The sequence below is a fragment of the Sulfobacillus thermotolerans genome (assembly GCF_039623705.1).
In the GTDB taxonomy this organism is placed as follows: Bacteria; Bacillota; Sulfobacillia; order Sulfobacillales; family Sulfobacillaceae; genus Sulfobacillus; species Sulfobacillus thermotolerans.
In genome coordinates this window covers 2,204,803-2,225,462 of record NZ_CP133983.1, presented here as the reverse complement: position 1 = coordinate 2,225,462, position 20,660 = coordinate 2,204,803, and the positions used below count along the sequence as shown (strand labels likewise).

Here is a 20,660-nt window from a genome sequence, read left to right as displayed (position 1 = left end):
TCACGGGGACTCGTTCCGTCGACCGGCGCGCTTGCGCTACGATTGGGTGCCGGTCTTTCGCGCCAACCGATACAAGGTGGCCCGGCTGACCTGCGTCATCGCACAAATGTCATTGACGGTGAGGTGATTAGTGTCTCTGGCATCGAAGAGGTCCAACGCATGCGCCAGGCCCTTATGAAGCATGGTGTAGGTCCGGGGACGCCCCTTGTAGACGCCCCGGGCTTTGGCTGCGGCAATGCCTTCGATTTGACGCTCCTTGATGAGGTCCGCCTCAAATTCGGCAATGCCGGCCAACACCGTGATCAGGAGCTTGCCGATCGCGGTCGACGTATCGACCACATCGCCTCCCATATTGAGGACGACGAGGGCCACCCCCCGCTCGGTCAACGTGGCCATGGTATTGAGGGCATCTTGCGTACTCCGGGCAAAGCGGTCGAGTTTGGTGACCGCCACGGTGTCCCCGGTCGTGACCTCATCGAGGAGCGCCGTAAATTGGGCGCGATGTTTCAGCGAGCGCCCGGACAGCTTTTCTTGAAAAATTTTCTGGCAGCCATACGCCGTCAATTGCGCGACCTGCGTCTCGAGACTTTGGGTGGTCGAACTGACCCGGGCATAGCCATAGATCATGGGGGTTTCGCTCCCTTTTCCGGTATAATTAATGAGACAAGCATACGATACGCTGGAAACGGCGACAACCCGTGCCTGGCAACAAGTCTCAGTTGGGTGTACCCATATGAGACAGTAAGCTCCGCACTGGGGTATGGCAACGATTCGCTAATTTTCCGCCATAAGCCACATTCTGGTAATTACGCTTTTACTAGAATGTCAGGCGATGACTCATAAAAGTGGATGTCTTATCCTAAATTAGCTGACGAGCGATGCAGGCAGCGAGGAGCGCCGTTAGCGGACCGTTTCCATGCACTTCGGGAATTTTTGCCAGAGCGACAAGAACACGAGAGACGGTATTTCGAGGATCTCCTTGATCAATTAAATGCTGATCAACTATTAAGCTCTGCCACCGGTCTACGAGTTCTTGGCCGATTTGCTGGGCAACAGCTATAATGGAACGACTATGAAAACCCGCTTCCGATAACGTCATTATGGCCTCCAACGATCTGGAGGTCCAGCAAATCCCCACACCCGCTAGCAGAATGGGCGATTCAAATTCCAACAAGGTCATCGTAGGCTCGACGAGTTCATGAACGGGTAGCTGCGATTGTTTCATCTAGATCCTCCCCTGTTTTGACATCCATTCCTCCGATGGCATGCATTCGGCCAAAAATCGCGAACTTGTAGTTGTGTGAGCTTGTCGCAATACTGTCGGTCAAAAGTCGCGAACGGATAGCTGGCAGGATGCGTTCCGCAGCTAAGCGCGTCCCGTCGATTAGTTTACTAGCCGGTCCTAGGGACAATGCGCTATGGATACCTGCAAAAAAGATATTCGGTGCCGTTACCGATTCGAGAGTTGTGTCGTGAAGAACGGGATACCCGCCCGCGGTTGCAATATCGGGCATTATTCGAGGCAACGGGGACGGTTTCAGTCCGGTCGCATTGTACACGTGGGAACAAAGATACACTCGGCTGTCTGAGCAAATGACCTTCTGAAGATCTCTCGCTTGAGCCACATTAACCACGGGTTTATTCACAACCGTCACCAAGTTGTGAGCTTTGAATGCCTTGAACAATCGATAATGCTCAGGCATACAGCTGCCCAAGAAAGCTTCTTGTAACACTTTACGACGCAATGACAACGGTTGCCGTAGGTAGTCTGCAATGCCTTCATCGCGGAAAAACCTATGAGGCACGTCTGTACATGAATACCGTTCGTCTTCACGAACGAACCACAGAACTCTGTAGCCCGCGCGGACTTCATTGAGGATGACGTGCCCTGCGGTGTTCCCCGCCCCGACGACGCCCACAAGATTCCCGTGGTTACCAGAGGACGTGTTGGGAGAAAGCGGATCAATAAGGGTGCCAGTCCATGAAGTCATGGAGCTGATTTGCCCCATAGCAAAAACAACACTCTCGGCGCGCACAACCCGATTCTGATCGTCACACAACATCCAGTATTGACCGTCCCGATGGACATCGGTTACCCGAAACTGAAAGGCTGACCGAGCTAAATGATGAGCCGAGATAATATGGTACATATGGTCTACGAACAGCCTTGCGGACGGTAGAGAGCGCTCAGATAACCGGGCAAGATCTAGTTGGCGTCGCTCGGAAGCGGCTAGCTCACTCCAATGTAGTCGGCCGAAAGCCGCCAAGGTAATATCTCCGTCTGGTGCGAGATGATGATGATAGGGGCTTCGCATGACATGTTGTCCCACAGCAATTAGCCGACTTACAAACGACTCGGCAAACGTCGTTCTTTCATCAAGAAGAACAAAGCTGTCGCCCAATCCCATGTGCCAAAGGCGGGCCGCCAATGATATTCCGGTCGGACCCGCCCCAACGATCGCGACACGTGTGTCTACCACGCTTGGCGCATGTCGAAGAGGAATGTATTTTTGTTCGGGTAATTTAATAGCTTCTGTAAAAACATCCAAGCCCAGTTCGATGGGCCACACACTATCACAACGTTTGTTGTATCTTATCATTGCTGTGTTGCTCCTTCGCGGATGATATTTTCACTTAGTGCAGAGCGCCCAAACCACACGAGGGCTAGAAGTGCCACACCACATAACGCAACTATTCCTAGTAGAATACGCCCATTCCACCATGCAAAAAGCACCCCAGGGACCATAGACCCAATCGCGCGGACCATTTGGTTAGAAAACGTTATCCCCGCCCGCATGGCGACAAGCTTATCTTCGGGCGTAACCATATTTCGAATCGCACCATTCATCACAAAAATGGCTGCCATTCCACCGTCTAACACCACATATCCGACGGTCAATCCGTAGTATGTGCCCGACGTTAATAGCACCACTGATCCAAGCACGGAGACTCCTAAAGCTATACCTAAAGTCTTGACGGGATGGAACCGTCGGCTATTTTGTATGCGATCAAGGATTACGACGGCCACGAAGTTACCAATGCCGGAGAGTGTAAACACCAATCCGGCGGAACTATCAGGAAGATGTAGGTGACGCGCGACAATTAAAACGAGATCAAAGACGACAGCGATTGAAACGAAGTTTGCGACCCAGTCGACGACTGACAACGTCAAGAGGGGAGGCGTAATGAGCACGCGTAACCCATCAAACACGTGGTTGAGTCTCGCTGGCGTTTGCACACTCGCAGTAGCATCATGACGACCGAGGATCGCCAGACCAAGACTGGATCCAACAAACAACAATGTTAACGCCCCAAAAATTCCCATGCCGCCCCATACACTGAAAATCACGCCAGCCAAGACTGGTCCGATGACAGTTCCTATGGCATCTGCACCCTCCAAATAGTTAGACACGCGAATCATGCTGTCGCGCCCAAAAATGCTTCGCACTTGTGGAGTTAACGTAATTCGCGTCACCGTGCTAAACATGCCAATGAGGATTAAAGCAATGACTAACCCAGGCACGACAAAGCGTCGCAAAACGCCTGTCACCATCAGAATGACGAAAGCAAAAAAGATACCACCCTGAATCAACTCTGCTTGGGCAGGCATTTGGGCCAGTCGCTTTGTCCGAACCCATCGACCGAGTGGTAGCGCCGTAACCGCCGTGACCAACGGAATAATGGCCATGATGGTCGTGGAAGCCGTACCATGATTGGTGGCTAGCAACAACCACGGGATGCCTAATTCGATGAAACGCCCCCCTACGATCGATAGCACTTGGCTGGAGAATAATGCCACTAATGGCCTCTTCAAATGGTTTGACCTCCAAAACGGCAAGACCCGCAACTAGCGCGGGTCTTGCCGTTGACTTCTTATCGCCTACCCAACTTTCGAAATTCTATATACGTCCGGTATGGCGATCTTCTTTGTGGGCACCGCGATCTCCAGTTTAGGCAATCCGACACCCAAAAGCTGACCTTCCGCCATTAGCTCAGCATCAGCCTCGTCGATGATACGGTTATGGCCCATGACAATCCGTGGAACGCGCGTTTCGATTGTGTAGAACTTTAAGATGGGTTCTCCCGGGCGGATTTCACCGCCATAAAAACCCACCGTGTTAGTTTCGGGAACGTAACGGGCATGCTCGAAGTTTCGGGAGGTCAACAGTTGGGGCTTGTTCCCCGCCATAGGAACGGTAATATCCGACCCCAACGTTACTTGCCAGCCATACCATGTCTTATCAGTTAAGTTCGTTTCGGCTTTCATAATCGTCCACGTTCCGGCTGATGGTAACTCCGTTCGCATTACGATGGTGATATCGTTTACATCGATGCCTCCAGTAATCATGACCATCCGGTTTTGTTCGTCAATAGCAGCCACCATGTGCAAGTCATGTGCTCTCATTAAACTCCACCTCCAAGGTAAATTCTACCATCCCGACATTAAGTCATGCAATATTCGCTCAATGTAGGAGCCAGCTTAGGATAATACGCGTCATTACGAAAACCTAGAATAAGGGTGTGAATGGCCCCATTTTGCTCGGCCATTTATAAATGCCACAAAGCCCACCATGAGGTGTCATATTTACGTATACGTCAACTAGACACGAGAAGCATGGAGGAAAAATCACGAACTGTGGCCATACTCTAGCAGAAGTTTCCGGGTTAGCGATTGCGCAAGGTCGAAAATCAAATGACACCCCTAAAAGGCCTTCTGAATCTATGCGAAAACCCTTGACCATGGTTTTTTGAGGATGGACATATAGCGGCGGATGCAGCAGAAGATTGCGGCGCCGTGTACGCTGCGGACGGTGACGGAAATTTTTTCTTGGATTTTTACCATACGCAAGACTCTAGCACGAAAAGACTTTTGAAAAACGTCTTAAAGTACCAGACATAAAAAATCTACCTATGTTAAAATTTTACTATAATCCGCCAGAATCAATACATGTGCAGTTCTATTATATTGCGCTCGCGGGATGGTTCAGATTGTACCATAGTCAAGCGCTCTCCTGTTAGGCGTGTTACGGCAGGATGCTTGATAGATATATACAATCTTACATATCCCTCACTTCACCAATTGTCCCATCTCGTTACCGATCCTGGTATGCTTGACGGCGTACCCACATTGGGATGAATGCTATCGTTGACGCAGATAGCTCGTATTAGTACTTAAGCGGACCTTATGGAGGGGTTATGTGGTGCAACAGTATGTATTGTTACTAGGCGCTAATCAGTATTTGCGCGAACGCTCGTTGTCTGGAGCTAAACAAGTGACGAACTTACCCATCTGGACGGCCGACCAAGGCGTCGCATATAGCCTGAACCGATACTTCGACGGCACAATAAATGTTGATCCTCAAGACGCAGACACCCTTTTAAAGAGCATTCATGCGCATGAGCTCCAAGGCTGGACCCCCAAAGCCGTCATTCCGCTAAACGATTGGACGTTGGCAGCCGCGCATACCGTAAATCGGGCGCTGGGATTGCCGTCCATGGACGCGACTACCATCCTGCGGTCCCGCAATAAATATCTCATGAAAGAAGTCTTTGCAAAATATGGGGTACCAACCGCTCCTTTCGTTCTCATCGAAACCGAGGCTGACCTTATGGAGGCCATCGAAACGGTGGGGTTGCCAGTCGTCATCAAACCGTATGACTTTGGCGGCAGCGGGGGGGTGTATTTGGCCAAAACCGTGGAGGAGGCGCGGGCGCGACTCCGGGATTCCATGGAGATGATGGACGAATACCGTCAGCAGTTCGGCATTGCCGGCAACAAATTCTTAGTCGAAAAGTTCATTGCGTCGCGTGATGAAGTGTCGGTTGAGGTCTTGTGTTTTGATGGTCAATATCAAGTCATTACAGTAACCGAGAAGTATTTGTCGCCGGAACCGTGGTTTGCTGAAATGGCCCACTTGGTACCGAGTCATCGCATACATGATCGCCCGCTGTTGGACATGGCCATTCACGCGTGTAAGGCACTCAAGCTTTCGTTGGGCATGGCCCATGCCGAGATCAAAATCTTGGATGGGCAAGGGTGGGTGATTGAGGTCGGTGCTCGTCCTGGCGGCGATGGCATTATGGACCAGATTGAGCGGGCCTATGATTTCAATCCATATGCCGCTCATGTCAAAGCCTACCTAGGGGAGTCTCCTTTTGATATAGTTCGGAACATCACTCCGCAACGGACCGCCGCCATTGCCTTTCTCAAAGCACCTCCAGGCATCATCACCGACATACGTCTGCCAACGAAACTGCATGACTGCGTGAGGTCCTTGGCGATACAAGCCAGCGTGGGCAAAGTCTCTGAACCACCCATCGCCTGGCGTGCCCGAGAAGGGGTCGTGGAATACACATGGCCGCACCTTTTCACATCTAAACCGGATGAGCCGACACGGTTAACGGAGGCGTTGTCTCAAGAGATTTTTGTCACGAAGAGTTTGTGAGATGTATCTTTACCTAGCACTCTCTGGAATTTACCGCTTCCTATCCGGAGCGGTGCTCTTGTCCGTTAACTGGGGACTGTCTAGTAGTGCAAGCGACCACTATCGAGCCTTAGCACTTGCCAGCGTCCTGTCCTTTGTCCCTGCAATTTTTGTACCCATGATGACCCGCAATGTTCTTAAAAAATACGATGGTTCCCGTATCTCGGCCGTGGGTTTGGTCGGCGTGGTGGCCAGTTGCGTGGCGCTGTTCTGGGTCCACTCCGACGAGACCCTCGTTGTAGCGGTTAACTTCATCATTTGGACATTCTTCTTCATATTGGAAACCAGCTGGGAGATGTGGTTCGCTGGGATTGCCAAAGGCTATGCCAATGATCTCATCCCGAAGTTCAGTTCCTACTCGGTAACCATCAATCAGGTTGCCTTAATGGTAGGCCCTATTTGTGCTCCCTTTATTATCCACGCCCTAGGATACCGCAGCTTTTACCTTGTTGTCGCTGCCGGCTTCAGTGCTCTCACACTGGTCGTCATCGGCCGACCCATAGCGGAATCGCCAGGGACCCCACTGAAAGCACCGGCATCCCGAGGCGGCGGATTTCTCTTTCTGGCCTTGGCCCTAATTTGGCCTACGTTGGGTAGTTTCAATTTCATGTTGCCTGTGCAGGTGCGATTGCATCAGGGGTCGATGCTCGATGTGGCGCTGTTGGATGCTGCTCTGAGTATCGGCATGGCGCTATCGGGATTTGTCTTTTCGCTTTGGTCCAGAGCGATTAGTTTTCTCGCGATAGCCTTCATTGGTGTCTCCATCGTCTTGAGTTTCCTCTTGTGGTACATCACGGCACAAATTGATGAGCGCCTCTTCGGTCTGTTATTGCTGGGATTTGGCTTTGGCGGTTTGCGCATCCTTGCACGAGCGATTCTGGCACATCGATATGGCACTGCAAATGTGGGGGTGATGGTCTCACGGGCTAACAGTCTCGCGTTGCCCATTCTCATTGGCACATTGGCATTAGCACGCATACATATCGCCGATACGTGGATGCCGCCGTTTATTTTAGCGCTTCTGATGGCCTTGTCGCTTTTGGGCAGTATTTCGGTGAACGGCGGTGTGCGTATGCAGCCGTCAATGGAGGAATGAATAGCTATGATTGTTGATGATGTGCGAGGAGTGAGTGCCGCAAACCGTTTGGGACCGGAACGACTTGCCAGTATTGGAACAGGCACTGGTCGGGTTGTTAGGAATGGAGTACGTTCCGGAAGATGTGTTGAATTCAGAGCGTCCGTCATTAGCCAGTCTTGAGATTTTGTGCGTCGATTTGGTCACGACCATGGAGCAAGCCAAAATTCTACGCGCACGGGAATGGCTTCGGTCTATGAAGGAATTTGCGGAGCAGTCGGAGCGCGATCAGTTGCTGCTGAGGGCCTTGGAACACTGGACGAATCGACGCTTTGAAGAGTCGCATCGTAACTTACGACAAGTGCTGAATCGCTATCCACAAGACATTTTAGCCGTATGGGCCTGTCATATGCTCGAGTTCTACATGGGCTGGATTTCGCAGATGCTTACAACGATGCAGTTGGTCCGTGATGCATGGAATGCACAAACGCCATTACTGACGTACTTTAAAGCAATTGATGCCTTCTCGCTCGAGGAGAATGGAAACTTCGAGCAGGCTTTGACATCCGCAAATCTCGCGTTGACCCTCAATGCCCGCAATGTTTATGCCATTCATGTCGTCTGCCACTATTACTACGAAACTGGGCAATTTTATGAGGGCAGTCGATGGATGGAGGCACATCGGAGTGAATGGTGCGACAACTCCTCTATGCGGATTCACATTTGGTGGCACTACGCCATTTTCCGACTCTATCTGATGGACATTGCCCAGGTGTACGAGATCTATGACCAGGAACTCCGTCGCAAAAGCGATCCCAATTCCCTCGAGGATCTCGATGCGGCGTCATTGTTGTGGCGTTTGCATCTCTTGGGGTACGACGACTCGTCACGCTGGATGGAATTGTACCAGTCGTGGAAGCACTACGGGCTCGAGGAATTTTATTGGTTCAATGACCTGCATGCCCTGATCGTCCTGCTCGCTAATGGGTATGGAGACAAGGCCGCCGCTCTCGCACAACATTCCATTACGCGAAGTGAGCCCGGATCCCAGGAAACACTGCGCCATGCCTTACGCGGATTCGCATTTTTTGAGGCAGGGGAATGTCAGTGGGGTTTGGAGGATTTATGGCACGCCATGCAAGGGACGCCATTTGGTGGGAGTAACGCCCAGCGAGACATCTTGGAATTGACCGTCGCCGTAGCCATCACGCGATTGCCCAACGGTCCTCCGACGCTCGACTCCCTAATCGATCTCGGTCGAAGCTTGAAATATGAAACCCCATTGCGTAATCAGCTGTTATCCCAGATGCGTCTAGGAGTGAGAGAAAATGGATAATGTAAACACGTTGAGCGATCTATTCAAACAACTGGCAGAAAGTGATACGAGTCAGAGGCTTGCCATCAATACGGTCAGTTTTAAGACCGCTCGATGGCGTTTAACCAAAAAATCTGGGATTATTGTGCTGCCACACCAGATCGAGGCTATCTTGTGTGTGGAGACCAATAAAATCGATTTGGGCGAAGTCGACACTACGCGCTCTGAAATGATGGAGCCTTTTCTCTTAGGAGCTGGGGAACCGTACTACAAAAAGGCGGGCATTCGCCTCTTGATACGTGCCGCGAAGGGTGACGCTGACGTCGTCATTTATATGTCGTGGCAACCCGGTGAACAAATCGAGCAAAAGGCGTTCCAAGAGGCAGCCGACAGCCTGGATGACTATTATTTTGGCTATGATCAGCGGTACCGACGGGTTTATGACGCTGGCGCGCAGTTGTGGGAATCCGATCAACCCAATGCATCGCTAGTAAACATGCTGCAAAAGCATTTTGAGCTGGCCAAAGGGCGTATCGTGGACCTAGGATGCGGCGAAGGACGAGATAGCCTTTACCTTGCGCAACAGGGACTGGAGGTTACAGGCGTCGACATATCGAGCGTAGCTTTGGGACGTGCGCGTGAGTTGGCACACCAACTCAGATTACAGACGGTGCGGTTTATCGAAAGCGACGTCATCTACCTGCGCCCCATTGCGGATTCTAGTTATGACGTGGCCCTTAATATGGGATGCCTTCACATGTTAACGGACACTAAGCAGCGATCGCGCCATATTCAACGGGTGTTTGAAATCCTTAAACCCGGTGGATATTTTTTGGTTGATCACTGCAAATCCGACTGGGGGAAAGGGTTCTATTCCATTCCGGATTATGATGCGGTAGCCAAGGACTTGATTCCGGGTCAGGTCATTCCTCGCCGCGTTCGGGTCGATGGTCAGGAGGTCGACATTCCCTTAGAAGTTCTTCCGCATTTGGATCAAGCACCCGAGGTTCTCATCGATGAAATCTGTAGCCACGGATTTGACATGGTCGACACCGAATCCAGCAATACCGAAGCATTCGGAAACTCCGCGGTGGTTTTGTTTCGCAAGCCCAATCTATAACGCCATAAAGATTGTGTAGTGAGCACCGTCGTGCCAGCAGAGGGCCCTCGTTCAATCTAGTCCGAACAGGGGCCCTGCACAATTGACTCAGACGATCGGTAGAACTCGTTAGTACGGATGTGAAGAGTTTGGGGTCTGTGTAGTATGGGAGCAGAAAAGGGCAATAAGCGACGATCAGCATGATAATACCCAATCACCGAGCCAAATTAGGCCGATCGGGAGACGAACATACGGCACCCTGCGAAGATTCGTGACGGAAATGAATCGGAGTGCCTTGCGGTGTGTTCCCGGCGATTTGAGAATTTTTCAGATCACGCCGGTGACTTTTTTAGTGCAGGGGTCCCGCCAACAAAACGCGGATTTCCCCCGGTAGAATTGGGTTAATATGGTATTTAATTCATCTATTCTGGCTACCGCACGCATGAATGTGTTTCATTTCCCTGATGGGTCCACCCTTCGTCAATGCTACACCGTAGTCCTCTTAATCATGTTTTGTGCGGTTCACAATACGAAAATCAGGTGTCGTGGCTAAAAGTGTTGATAGGACGGCATTCTGAACCGCACACAAGGCGCTTGTGTGCGGTTCAGCGGTGGGCACCGCGTCGATCAGATCCCGCGGGATCGCTGCCATTTTCCTCTCTACCGGGAGACCACCGTCGCCATGGCGGAGGCGGTTCTATCATCATTGTCGCCAAGAGGACCGTGGTGGCCGTGGCGACGTTAATATCGATGGATTGTGGGGATCGCCGCCCAAATCTTGGACGCCCGTGTTCTGTAACGTGCATCAATGCACGTGCGTTATGTTTATGACAAGATTGTGAGAGCAACTGGAGGAAACCCATCATGATAAAACATCTCGCGTTAGGATCACTCGTCCTCTTGGGCGGCACACTGCTCGCAGGCTGTGGTGTCAGCGGGCATCTTTCCGCTACGCCGACCGGCAACGGAAATTACAATGTATCCGGTACCGTCCATACTAGTGGTGTACCCACCTCTTCAAGCCCATCGTCGAACCCGCCACCGGCATCAAATACGTCTTCAAATCCTCCTAGCTCATCGGCCATCGTCCAACCCTCCACGAACGTCTCAATATCTCCCAGTGAGCCAGAGTCGAGTCCCGTGTCGACAACGATTGCGTTGCCGCGTGACGCGAGTCAATGGCCGCCGGTTGTCCGAACGGCGCTCACGTGGATTTCGCATCATGACGTCGGCATCGGGGATATAAGCTTACCACTGGAGGGCCCCCGATGGATTCCATCGGGCGTCTTATCACCGATGGCGACCAGCACTGTTGGTCGCCAATATTCCGTAGGACTGTGGAATACGACTACTGCCTTGGCCGTCGTCAACAGTCCGTCCTTAAATCAAGATAAAACTGCATCGGCCGCGATTGCAGGATGGACAATCGACGCAGGTGGATCCTCACAGTCACATCCCCTGACATCTCTTGAAGGCGTGAATGGATTCTGGTCTGCTCCGCACGGATCGGAAACCGCTGTCAATCTGGGGCACGGTATCATTGGAAACTATTACGCGTACGGCGAATTCCATTCGGGTGTAATCAACGGGGAATCAAACACGGTCCGGCATTTGATCGTATGGCATGAGGGACAATGGATCTGGGAGGTGGGCCAAGGTAGTGAATCAGCCGATCAAATGATTGCCGAACGCCTCGTATCCTATTTCCACCAAGCTCTGCTGCCGCCCGGTCCAGGCGTCGGAGTGGTTATTAACTTGCACCAAAAACCACTGACCCGAATGGACTGGTCCCCAAAGGGACCCGAAATCACAGTGCACTTGTCGGATAGCATCCCATCGCTGGCTAATCCTATCGATACAGCGCACATGGCAGTGTCTTGGCAGGGATGAACAGTTTTTGTAATGCGATGACATCCCAAGACACACAGAAAGGCCGCCTAGTTATATCGAGCGGCCTTTCTGGTGATGTGCGTTTACCAGCCAGCAGCACTGGCTTGATCTGCGGCCGTATTCCCAAGAGAGTAACTATCTGCAGCTGTTGCACCGTCTGCGTTAATGTAGCCGTAAGCAGGCGTTGAATCCCATTCCGAAAAGCTGCTGAACGATTCGCACGAAAGGCCTAAACTACTACATGCATTGTTGATGGCCGTTACGCGGGCCACCCACAGCAATCACGCAAATACTCGAATCTTGTGTGGAGCGGGCAGCGAAATCCGCATCGGACGTCACAAGAGGCTGGTAGTATCCAGCATCATACTGGTTGATATCGATTTGAAGCGAACTAATCGTGTCAATGGTATCATAAGCCAAGAGAACGATTTGCCGACCGGTGCTATTGAGCCCATAGGGAGTCGACCGAAGAATGCGAGTCGTCGCAAACGTTGGCACGGTTATATTGGTGCCAGACCCACACGACGCACTCAAATAACGGTACTGAAGACCTGTCGGGCCCGTCACATAATAGGCTCCTTGATAATTCATCGAATCGATCGTATCGTAGGCATTGCCGTACGCTAGAAAGAGACTAGTCCAACCGTAGGCTGTTGCCGTGGGACACGCACAGGCCGATTGCTCGTTTATGCAGTTGCCATTATACCAGGAACTTCGGCTTAAAAGTCCCTGCCAATCGGTAACATTACAATCGTCACCTTGTTGATACCACCAAACACCTGCCGCAGCGTTGATAGGGTCGATGGCTTGGATTTGTGTACTTGAAGGAGTCGGTTGGCCTGTAGCATTATTCTGGGCCCAGAATTTTGTCTGAAACTCCGAGATTGAGGTTGGTTCCATCTGCAACCAATTATTCCCCGGACCTCCATCTTCAAGATTGCCTATTGCAAGAGGAATCGGTGACCGAACATTTAAAACCGCTGCTGCTCCGACAAGATAATCCGCCATTAATTGCCATGCTGGCCCTTGAGCATAGTAGCTAGCTAACGTATCGGCCTGATCGTATTCGGTGTACGCACATGCAAACACAGTGGACATTATAAAACACCCTTTCCTGTTGTAGTATTTGACCTTACCGGTCTACTAAGGTAAGAGACAAATCTGCGGAAAAAGCGGACAGGGTGGGCGCAATAAATTTTTTCATTGATGCAGATCCTCATGATATTGCTGCATAAGATAATCGCGGAGCACCGATAAAACGATGTGGTGATGCTGAAGTTCTTCCTCCAATGCTGATGAACACCCGCCGGTGGTATCCCACTGCGCACAACACACGAGGATGGCTCTATGTTCCTGCCGACACGCGTGCCGAAGGTCTTGTTCAGAAATCATGGGTCTCGCCTCCTAAACCGCAAATTTGTTGAAGAATCTGAGGGGGATGCGTCTGCAGCGCGAACCATAAGGTCACGCGGAGTTCTTGGTGTAAATCGGCAGAGTCCGCAGCCATTCTCGTCCACGATTGATAGCGGCTCATTTGAGGGGTCAATTGTGGCAGCAGCGCTTCGAAGGCGTCCGCATTCCCCGCGCAAACCTGACAGAGGGCTACGAATAGGGGCACTGACTCCGGATACGCCGGATCGCCCGACGCACCGTCCGATCGGTGCAATGCAGAGCCTGAGCCGTTTCCTTTTGCGTCCAACCGTGATTGATCGCCTGAAGAATGGCTTGATCGCGCGGCGTTAATTGCCGCAAACAGTGAGCCATCCACATCGACACCGCGATGTCGGAATCGGTGGAATGTGGATCCGCGTGCTCCCATAAGACTTCCTCCTTTTCTCTTGGTTCCAATGCCACCTCCGAAGCATGCTGGTGGCGTTGGTCTATAAACCAACGCACCGCCGCACGTCGCAACACCGTCTGAATCCACGCTCGCACTTGCCGCTCTTCGACGGTCATCATGAGGATCCTCCTGGCCTCAACATCAGGGTTCCACTGAACAGACCGCCCAGAAACACGATGATTTCCGCAACGCCTTTCATGCGTGTCCACATTCCTCTCGGATGTCGATAGATTGAGCGTACACCGCGAATCTGACACGAACCTGGCAATAACCTGCACCTTATCTGCACCTTATCTGTCATTGGGTGCTGTTATCTGAATAGAACAGACAATCCGATCAATGAGAGGAGGGTCGCTGCGCGTCTACGCCAGAGGGTAATAACAAGACATATCCGACATCCCGCCGGGTCAGGAGTACCTGGGGGTGACGCGGATCGGGTTCGATGGCCCCACGAATTCGATGCATATGCCGATAAAGGTCTGAAGGCGCATGCCAATCTTCTTGAGGCCACCCCACCCTGAGGAGGGTCGCATCCGGAATCAGGCGCTGGGGATGGTCTACCAGGTAGGCCAGCAGATGCCAGGTGCGCGCTGGTAGAAACACGGTCCGATGATAGCGGAGCACGATCTGTTGGTCGCGATCAATCGCAATCGCGGGCGTAATGACAATGAGGGAAGGGTTTTCGGACATCTCGCGTCCTCCTTCAATCCGGAAACGTTCGACGGAAGACATCCGCAAGCGCAGTCTGGCGCCGATCAGGGAGTCCGGCTATCCTCCCGCAGGGAGAGGACCCGTGACTTTGCGACCCCGCCTTGCGGCGGGTGTGCCATTTTTTGTCATATACTGAAGATAACGCCGGGCCGAGGGGACAAGTTACCGCTAGGCGCCAAACCCTGTCCCGTCTTCTTGACATAACGCCCCCTTCCCGGACCCCGTGCGCCTCTTGGATCCGTTAAGAGAAGTCAGGAGACTCTGTGCACGGACGCGATTTATCGTTATACTAGTATGACATAAGATAAGGAGGTGCTGTGCGATGTTTGCCGTCCGTTTGCCCCCGGATATCGAAACGCGATTGGAGGAACTGGCCAGAAAAACCGGTCGGACCAAAAGCTATTATGCCAAGAAAGCCATTGCCGACTTCCTCGAAGCTGAGGAAGACTATCTTCTGGCTATGGCCCGCCTTGAAGAACATCACCCACGCATCGGATTGGAAGCCATAGAACGTGAACTCCACCTGGACCGTTGAGTTTGATGCCGCAGCGCATCGCGATCTCCGGGCATTGGATCCCACGATTCAGCGGCGCCTCGTGCAATTCTTGCGCACCCGTGTTGCCGGGCTCGACTCGCCCCGGGCCTTAGGCAAACCCCTCAAGGGGGAAAAAACCGGACTGTGGCGCTACCGGGTGGGGACGTACCGGATCATCTGTCTCTTAGAGAATGACCGCCATGTCGTGGTGGTGGTGGCCATTGGCCACCGCCGCGAGGTGTACCGCTAAAGAGGTTTTGGGTATCATGGGCCCCCCTCCCCGGAATCTGCGGTGAATTGCCCCCAAAGCATTCCGAAAGGATGTGTGTGTCGCAGTGGGCTCATTCGGATCTTGCAGGAGTTGGCACCATTTCGACCGGTGTGGCGCATAAGGGCGGATCGTCGCGTCTTTTGCGACGCCGCTTTGCTACACTGAAGACGATCTATATTAATAAAAAGCAGGTTATGGGGTCTGTGTAGCAAATGGAGCAGAAAAGGGCAACAAGGTTCGTATGATAATCTAAGGCGCATAACTTCACCATGTAAAGAGACCTTCGTGATCCAGATCTGCGTTTTGTTGGCCGGACCCCAAAAAGGTCTGGGCTCGGGCTAGAGTTCGAGCTCGTCCTCCTGGCTCTTAGGGGGATGCGAGGGCTTGCGGTCTTGCGCTCGCCGTGCACGCATTGTGGCGTCGCGTTGGGCAGTCGCTCGGCGTTCGGCCTGGAAGTCTTGGAGAGTCGGATTGAGCTGCTCCATAAACCGCGTGAAGACATCTGGTGTGCGCCAATCGGCAACACGCTGCGTAAGAATGCGGGAGCTCAACGTTCGGGCCTCCGCGACCAGCTGACGACGAAAAGTCGTCTGGGCCCAGGCGGCGTGCTGGCGATTGGCCGCATTGAGACTGACAAGGGTCGCAAGGGTGCCGATCGTGCACGCTTCGGCTAGCGCTGTCCGCGTCTGTTCCACGTGCGGTTGCAGAGCCTGCCAGGCGGTGTCCTCAGTCTGAGAAGCCCGCTGATAGCGCTGGATGCGCGCATGATAGGCCTCTGCGTCTTGTCGGAAACTCGCTAAGTGTTTTTCCTTGTCGGCCACCTGCTGGCGGGCCGCGCGCAGCCGATCCGCATGAAAAATCCGTCCGAAGAACGTATTGACCTGCGCCAGATCTTTTTGCGCTTGCGTCACTTGTTGCTCCCAATGCTGCACGACGCCATCATAATCGCGCGCGCGATCCACCTGGGCGGCGAGGGCCGTAAGCGGCGCCCCGTCCGCATCGCGCCATTGGGCGGCAAAAGCCGCAGCGGAGTCCGGAACCTGCGCCAGAGACAGCACGAGGGGATCGACGGCTAACGCCTGCAAGGCCTGCGTGAGCGCGCTGCCCAGGGGCATATGCTGCTGCTCTAACCGGTGTAGAGTGGCGATTTCTTCGGGGGTCCAGCCATGCTGGCGACGCGCCTGATCGCGGTGCTCCTCCACCTCCTGCTGAAGCAGGTCGCGCTCAGCGCGGACCGCAGCGAGATCCTGTCCCAAGAGACTACCGGGACTGGCGTATTTGACCCGCGACAAAAATGATAATTTTAGCCATAATGGTGTGGAAAAGGAGCTGACGCAGGTGATACGAGTTAATCCCGAACTGACCGACGATCAATTGCTACGATTATTTGATAAAGGGACACTGGGCCAATGGACCCCCGACGCTATTGAGTGGGGGGATTTAGATCGCATTACGCCTGACCTGCGCCACGCTATCGCCCAGGTGCTGACGCCTGTCTATTTGGGAGAGCAAACGGCGATGTACGGGGTCAGTGCGGTACTGCCGGATATGCTAAGCCATGGACATCATGAGGAAGCCTTATACCTCAGCAGTATGGGCTTAGATGAGGGACGTCATTTTCGCAACTTACACAAACTCTACCACATCTTTCAGGAAGAGCCGGCAAGCCGCCACCGCATTCCCGAGATGTTTCGATATCATGCCCGGCTTCTGAGTCATAAAGATTCCACAGAGTGGATCTGGGGCATATTAATTAGCGATCTATTTGCCAAACACTTTTATGGCGGCCTATTTCAGCGTTACCCTGATACCGTGGTCGGACGGCTATCGCGCCGAACCCTTAAAGATGAGGCTCGCCACCAAGCATTTTCCGAGCGGTATCTGGAAAAAGTTCTGCCAACCATGGACTCCGAACATAAGGCACAGCTCATTGCCCTGCGCGATGATCTCTTCCGAACCATGGAGGCCATTGGCCATCGACTGTACGATTCGATGATGGTACTGGATTGGAAACCTGAAGACTTTTTACATGATTTATCTCTCGATACTGAAAGGTGGGTTAAACGCTTGGGCATTGAGACCGGAGTATAATCCGGTCTCTTTTTTATCGACCGCACAACCTCCTCCGCAGGGATTTGCCATACGAGAACCTTTCACGCTAGGGTACAATACGAAGAGGAGGGGTCTCATCATCATGCCAATACCACAATCATTGCGCCAATCCATCACCCACGTTCGCCGCCACCATTACCAAGGGGGCCAATGGTGGGCCGAAGAGGTTGAAGTCGTCAGGGAAGAGGCTTTAACTCTCTTTGTCAATGGACATGAGTTTGTCACAATGGTAGTGACACCTACCGATTTAGAAGAGCTTGTGACGGGTTTTCTTGCCTCAGAAAATTTTATTTCCCGGGCTGACGCCATCACGGTCTTCCAACATCATCCGGGTACCCAACAAATTTGGGTGAGAGTCCCGGGTCTCGACCCCACCCGTATCACGCAAACCGGAACGCGCTATCTCAGCAGTTGCTGTGGGCGAGGACGTCCAGGGTTTTATTTCATTGAGGATGCTAATATCAGTCCCTTAGTGGTCGAGCCCTTGTCGCATCCGCTTACTGCCGAGGCGATGACCACATTATTTGAAGAATTTAGCCAGTGGACACACCAACAGCATTCAGGAGGATTGCACGCCGCCGGATTGGCCTACGGCGCAACACTGTTGACGATTCGCACCGATGCTGGACGTCATAATGCCCTGGATAAACTCTATGGGTATTGTCTACGCCAACAAATTCACCTTTCGGACAAGGCTATCGTGTTTTCAGGCCGCCTGTCGTCCGAAGTTATTCTTAAAGCAGGACGCATGGGCATTCCCTTAATCATTTCCAATGCCGCGCCAACCAATCTCGGCATTGAACTAGCGGAAACGCTGGGGATTACGGCGGTCGGCTTTGCTAGAAACCACGAACTCAGCGTTTATAGTCATCCGGAGCGCATTCTCCCATTTTAGTTGAGGGCCTACGCGCTAAATAGTACAAACCCGCATCACAAACCTATGCGGTCGGTTGCCCGTTATCCCGTGAAGCGTACCGCCGATCACTTTTTTAAGAAAGCCCTCACTCCTAACCTTCGATAATCGTGTCGTCAAATCCCAAGCGTCGCGCGAAGGTTGTCATGAAGCGAACGCGATCGACCCCAACGGCCACGTCAATGTTCGGGCGCAATGGCAACCATTCTCGTCGGTCTACAACTGTCATTCCCCGTGTCAACGTTCCATACCGCTCAATATCCACCGCGTAAGGAATAGTGTCGCACAAGTCGGGCTCTTCTGCGAGTGCCACCGCTAACGGGTCGTGCAGTGGCGCTGTCCGGTCTCCTATAAGACGGCCAGGATTATAGGCGCCCAAATAAAAGTCGACAGCCCCTTTCAGCATGGCAGCATACGGACGACGCGGGTCGAGCGTCTCTAGCATCGCGTCACTAATCCGCACTTGCATCGTCACGTCCAAGCCCACCATCGTGATAGGCATGCCAGAGTGAAAGACAATCCAAGCGGCTTCCGGATCTCCCCAAATGTTCGCTTCCGCCACCGGGGTGACATTCCCCCCTACAAAAGCCGCTCCGCCCATAATCACCAACCGTTTCACACGCCTGACCATCTCGGGATGCGCCGTTAAAGCGGCCGCAATGTTCGTCAGTCGCGCCGTAGCGATGAGAACAATCTCTCCGCTAAGTTCTTGGGTGACCTCACCGAGATACTGGACTGCGCTCTGGGCTTGCACTGCGATGCCTTGTGGTGTGAAGGCATAGCCTCCGAGCCCATCCGTACCATGAAACGCTTCCGCCGACGGCTCCCACTGACCGACTAAGGGGTGGGCAGCTCCTTGATACACCGGCGCTCCCCGTTCGGCTAGGCTCACAACCGCCAAAGTATTTCGCGTTGTGGTCTCAACATCGCCATTACCAAAGCACGTAGTAATCCCCCGAACATCCAAGCGGTCTGAGGCCAGCGCGTATAACAACGCTAATGCGTCGTCAATCCCCGTATCGACGTCCAATACCACTGGCATCTTCTGCATAAATTCCGTCCTTCCCCATCCTTAAGATACCCTTATTGTACCATCCCCCACTTAGCCCTTGCCGAATCCTGTCTTCGTGATCACGGATATTGTTTGTCCCGGACCACCAGCGCCAGCGCGCGTGCCAAATCATTAACCGCATATCGTTCTTGCGCCAAGGTATTGTATTGCCCACCCACTTCAATCAGTAAATCTCCAGGTGCCAACTGCTGATTGTAGCGGTAAGGTACCATATCGATGCCATCCCCCTCTAAAATTCCCGGCGCTATCGCCGCCAAATGATGGGCAACATGGATGGCCAATTCAAGATTTTGATGCCAATAGGGATTCGGCAATAATTTATTGCTCCCGACAATCAATAAAATGCGTGCTGTTGACACCCCATGGATCTTCGCCGTTGTTTCTGCCAAGGGTTTTTCACTACGATGAATATCGACAAGAATGTGAACCGTAGGATACCAGCGAAGCAACCGCTTCGCTGTGTGATATGACTCATTATAGCTTGGCAGTAACCCTTGAGACATGTTGTCTACCCGAGACTGTACCACCGCGACCCCTTGACTATGCAAATCCTGTGCCAGCCACCAACCGACTTGCACCACGGTTTTAGACCAGTCAGTGGAATAAGCCGTGGGCGCATTTTTTGGCAAGGACGGCCAGAACGATTCGTGACTGTGCGTTTGATAAATGCCCACGATGGGCTGTTTTCCCAATTCTGCCCACACCCTTTGGTGATCACCCGGCAATCCGGGTTCAACAGCATCTTGCTCTTTGAGCCGGGGAACGCCAGTCGCAGTCCGCGACGGTAAGTTTGGAAGAGATACGGTGGCCAACGCGGGAATTTCCATTCGTAAAATGCCCGTCAAACTCGTGAGGCGCACCCCCGAAATATCTGCCAATGCCGTCATAATCACCGAACGCACGTGCCACACGGTGGAACGGGGCGAAGCCTGCGACAAGCGCGACAAAGGTATTCCGTCCTCAATCCATGTGAGAAATGAGGAAGAACTGCCCTGCCATGCATGCAGCGTCCGGTCCAACCATGACGTTTGGCGCGGTGTTCCAATAGGACCCGTGACCGGAACCGCCGCGCCCGTGCGGGCTGGGACTTTGATAAAAATCAACGCCGCCATCACCAACACCATCCCGTAAAGAGACAAGCTCGTCCAAGGAAACTGTTTAGGAAGAAAGGGACGAAAGTTCTCTTGAGGGGGCGCGCCAGCCAAAGGCAGACGCCTTTTCCAGCGAGCGGCTCTCCCAGGCTTTCTCGAAGGTTTGGACCATTTGAACCAGATAATGGCCGGACGTCGCCGGCGAGATGGCCGCGGCATACTTTCCCTCCTTTGCGATGATGATATGTATG

General features: G+C 52.7%; 21 protein-coding genes and 1 riboswitch. Of the genes, 9 read left to right on the top strand and 12 right to left on the bottom strand.

Going from position 1 to position 20,660, the window contains the following annotated elements:
• Positions 1-36 precede the first annotated feature (36 nt).
• From ORD20_RS11520 to ORD20_RS11500, 5 genes are all read right to left on the bottom strand, one after another.
• Entirely contained in the window at positions 37-627 is a 591-nt protein-coding gene (locus ORD20_RS11520; protein WP_031942676.1) for a recombinase family protein, read from the bottom strand.
• Positions 628-859: 232 nt separating this feature from the next.
• Positions 860-1,225 carry a hypothetical protein gene (locus tag ORD20_RS11515; protein WP_103374298.1) on the bottom strand — a complete coding sequence of 122 codons (366 nt, stop codon included), beginning with the start codon at positions 1,223-1,225 and terminating at the stop codon, positions 860-862.
• Positions 1,197-2,600 (bottom strand): FAD/NAD(P)-binding protein, encoded by a 1,404-nt coding sequence (locus ORD20_RS11510; protein ID WP_103374299.1) that lies wholly within the window; start codon positions 2,598-2,600, stop codon positions 1,197-1,199. Before ORD20_RS11510 ends, ORD20_RS11515 begins: the two co-directional genes overlap by 29 nt.
• Complete coding sequence (locus ORD20_RS11505) at positions 2,597-3,814, bottom strand: MFS transporter (RefSeq protein WP_146038965.1); 1,218 nt, start codon at positions 3,812-3,814, stop codon at positions 2,597-2,599. Before ORD20_RS11505 ends, ORD20_RS11510 begins: the two co-directional genes overlap by 4 nt.
• Before the next feature lie 66 nt (positions 3,815-3,880).
• Positions 3,881-4,405: a DUF6423 family protein gene (locus tag ORD20_RS11500; protein ID WP_103374301.1), complete on the bottom strand. Its 525-nt coding sequence runs from the start codon at positions 4,403-4,405 to the stop codon at positions 3,881-3,883.
• Positions 4,406-5,201: 796 nt separating this feature from the next.
• Here ORD20_RS11500 and ORD20_RS11495 point away from each other — a divergent pair.
• The 5 genes from ORD20_RS11495 (at position 5,202) to ORD20_RS11475 (ending at position 11,864) form a co-directional block, all read left to right on the top strand.
• Complete coding sequence (locus ORD20_RS11495; RefSeq protein ID WP_207654603.1) at positions 5,202-6,446, top strand: ATP-grasp domain-containing protein; 1,245 nt, start codon at positions 5,202-5,204, stop codon at positions 6,444-6,446.
• A gap of 1 nt (position 6,447) precedes the next feature.
• Positions 6,448-7,581: a hypothetical protein gene (locus ORD20_RS11490; RefSeq protein WP_103374303.1), complete on the top strand. Its 1,134-nt coding sequence runs from the start codon at positions 6,448-6,450 to the stop codon at positions 7,579-7,581.
• Positions 7,582-7,615: 34 nt separating this feature from the next.
• Positions 7,616-8,896, top strand: coding sequence for a hypothetical protein (locus ORD20_RS11485; protein ID WP_103374304.1), 1,281 nt, complete (start codon positions 7,616-7,618; stop codon positions 8,894-8,896).
• Positions 8,889-9,995: a class I SAM-dependent methyltransferase gene (locus ORD20_RS11480; protein WP_207654604.1), complete on the top strand. Its 1,107-nt coding sequence runs from the start codon at positions 8,889-8,891 to the stop codon at positions 9,993-9,995. The genes ORD20_RS11485 and ORD20_RS11480 overlap by 8 nt, the downstream gene beginning before the upstream one ends.
• 843 nt (positions 9,996-10,838) lie before the next feature.
• Positions 10,839-11,864, top strand: coding sequence for a hypothetical protein (locus tag ORD20_RS11475; protein WP_146038966.1), 1,026 nt, complete (start codon positions 10,839-10,841; stop codon positions 11,862-11,864).
• Between the two features lie 237 nt (positions 11,865-12,101).
• On the opposite strand, the gene ORD20_RS11470 is transcribed toward ORD20_RS11475, so the two are convergent.
• From ORD20_RS11470 to ORD20_RS11455, 4 genes are all read right to left on the bottom strand, one after another.
• The gene (locus tag ORD20_RS11470) at positions 12,102-12,962 is read right to left on the bottom strand and encodes a hypothetical protein (protein ID WP_103374306.1); all 861 of its coding nucleotides are present in this window, start codon (positions 12,960-12,962) and stop codon (positions 12,102-12,104) included.
• A gap of 102 nt (positions 12,963-13,064) precedes the next feature.
• Complete coding sequence (locus ORD20_RS11465) at positions 13,065-13,256, bottom strand: hypothetical protein (RefSeq protein ID WP_103374307.1); 192 nt, start codon at positions 13,254-13,256, stop codon at positions 13,065-13,067.
• Positions 13,257-13,466: 210 nt separating this feature from the next.
• Entirely contained in the window at positions 13,467-13,823 is a 357-nt protein-coding gene (locus ORD20_RS11460; RefSeq protein WP_103374308.1) for an RNA polymerase sigma factor, read from the bottom strand.
• Between the two features lie 217 nt (positions 13,824-14,040).
• A complete protein-coding gene (locus ORD20_RS11455; protein WP_158246145.1) occupies positions 14,041-14,394 on the bottom strand; it encodes a winged helix-turn-helix domain-containing protein in 354 nt (117 codons plus the stop codon).
• Between the two features lie 65 nt (positions 14,395-14,459).
• Positions 14,460-14,542: riboswitch (cyclic di-GMP riboswitch) on the bottom strand.
• 195 nt (positions 14,543-14,737) lie between these two features.
• Here ORD20_RS11455 and relB point away from each other — a divergent pair.
• Together relB and ORD20_RS11445 are read left to right on the top strand one after the other, a co-directional pair.
• Positions 14,738-14,950: a type II toxin-antitoxin system RelB family antitoxin gene (gene relB / locus ORD20_RS11450; protein ID WP_103374309.1), complete on the top strand. Its 213-nt coding sequence runs from the start codon at positions 14,738-14,740 to the stop codon at positions 14,948-14,950.
• The gene (locus ORD20_RS11445) at positions 14,928-15,200 is read left to right on the top strand and encodes a type II toxin-antitoxin system RelE family toxin (protein ID WP_103374310.1); all 273 of its coding nucleotides are present in this window, start codon (positions 14,928-14,930) and stop codon (positions 15,198-15,200) included. Before relB ends, ORD20_RS11445 begins: the two co-directional genes overlap by 23 nt.
• 359 nt (positions 15,201-15,559) lie before the next feature.
• On the opposite strand, the gene ORD20_RS11440 is transcribed toward ORD20_RS11445, so the two are convergent.
• Positions 15,560-16,513, bottom strand: a complete 954-nt coding sequence (locus ORD20_RS11440) for a hypothetical protein (protein WP_146038967.1) — start codon at positions 16,511-16,513, stop codon at positions 15,560-15,562.
• Between the two features lie 46 nt (positions 16,514-16,559).
• On the opposite strand from ORD20_RS11440, the gene ORD20_RS11435 reads away from it, so the two are divergent.
• Positions 16,560-17,312: a hypothetical protein gene (locus tag ORD20_RS11435; protein WP_103374312.1), complete on the top strand. Its 753-nt coding sequence runs from the start codon at positions 16,560-16,562 to the stop codon at positions 17,310-17,312.
• 103 nt (positions 17,313-17,415) lie between these two features.
• Positions 17,416-18,228, top strand: a complete 813-nt coding sequence (gene fdhD, locus ORD20_RS11430) for a formate dehydrogenase accessory sulfurtransferase FdhD (protein ID WP_158246146.1) — start codon at positions 17,416-17,418, stop codon at positions 18,226-18,228.
• A 112-nt stretch (positions 18,229-18,340) separates the two neighbouring features.
• Here fdhD and ORD20_RS11425 read toward each other — a convergent pair whose 3' ends face one another.
• Both ORD20_RS11425 and spoIIP read right to left on the bottom strand, forming a co-directional pair.
• Positions 18,341-19,297, bottom strand: coding sequence for a nucleoside hydrolase (locus tag ORD20_RS11425; protein ID WP_103374314.1), 957 nt, complete (start codon positions 19,295-19,297; stop codon positions 18,341-18,343).
• 80 nt (positions 19,298-19,377) lie between these two features.
• The gene (gene spoIIP, locus ORD20_RS11420; RefSeq protein ID WP_158246147.1) at positions 19,378-20,628 is read right to left on the bottom strand and encodes a stage II sporulation protein P; all 1,251 of its coding nucleotides are present in this window, start codon (positions 20,626-20,628) and stop codon (positions 19,378-19,380) included.
• Positions 20,629-20,660 lie beyond the last annotated feature (32 nt).

Excerpts from the sequence above, each read along its gene's own strand:
- ORD20_RS11475 (WP_146038966.1), top strand. The coding sequence starts at position 10,839 with ATGATAAAACATCTCGCGTTAGGATCACTCGTCCTCTTGGGCGGCACA.
- ORD20_RS11490 (WP_103374303.1), top strand. The coding sequence starts at position 6,448 with ATGTATCTTTACCTAGCACTCTCTGGAATTTACCGCTTCCTATCCGGA.
- ORD20_RS11480 (WP_207654604.1), top strand. The coding sequence starts at position 8,889 with ATGGATAATGTAAACACGTTGAGCGATCTATTCAAACAACTGGCAGAA.
- ORD20_RS11510 (WP_103374299.1), bottom strand. The coding sequence starts at position 2,600 with ATGATAAGATACAACAAACGTTGTGATAGTGTGTGGCCCATCGAACTG.
- spoIIP (WP_158246147.1), bottom strand. The coding sequence starts at position 20,628 with ATGCCGCGGCCATCTCGCCGGCGACGTCCGGCCATTATCTGGTTCAAA.
- ORD20_RS11500 (WP_103374301.1), bottom strand. The coding sequence starts at position 4,405 with ATGAGAGCACATGACTTGCACATGGTGGCTGCTATTGACGAACAAAAC.
- ORD20_RS11515 (WP_103374298.1), bottom strand. The coding sequence starts at position 1,225 with ATGAAACAATCGCAGCTACCCGTTCATGAACTCGTCGAGCCTACGATG.
- ORD20_RS11520 (WP_031942676.1), bottom strand. The coding sequence starts at position 627 with ATGATCTATGGCTATGCCCGGGTCAGTTCGACCACCCAAAGTCTCGAG.
- ORD20_RS11460 (WP_103374308.1), bottom strand. The coding sequence starts at position 13,823 with ATGATGACCGTCGAAGAGCGGCAAGTGCGAGCGTGGATTCAGACGGTG.
- ORD20_RS11465 (WP_103374307.1), bottom strand. The coding sequence starts at position 13,256 with ATGATTTCTGAACAAGACCTTCGGCACGCGTGTCGGCAGGAACATAGA.
- ORD20_RS11455 (WP_158246145.1), bottom strand. The coding sequence starts at position 14,394 with ATGTCCGAAAACCCTTCCCTCATTGTCATTACGCCCGCGATTGCGATT.
- fdhD (WP_158246146.1), top strand. The coding sequence starts at position 17,416 with ATGCCAATACCACAATCATTGCGCCAATCCATCACCCACGTTCGCCGC.
- relB (WP_103374309.1), top strand. The coding sequence starts at position 14,738 with ATGTTTGCCGTCCGTTTGCCCCCGGATATCGAAACGCGATTGGAGGAA.
- ORD20_RS11425 (WP_103374314.1), bottom strand. The coding sequence starts at position 19,297 with ATGCAGAAGATGCCAGTGGTATTGGACGTCGATACGGGGATTGACGAC.
- ORD20_RS11470 (WP_103374306.1), bottom strand. The coding sequence starts at position 12,962 with ATGTCCACTGTGTTTGCATGTGCGTACACCGAATACGATCAGGCCGAT.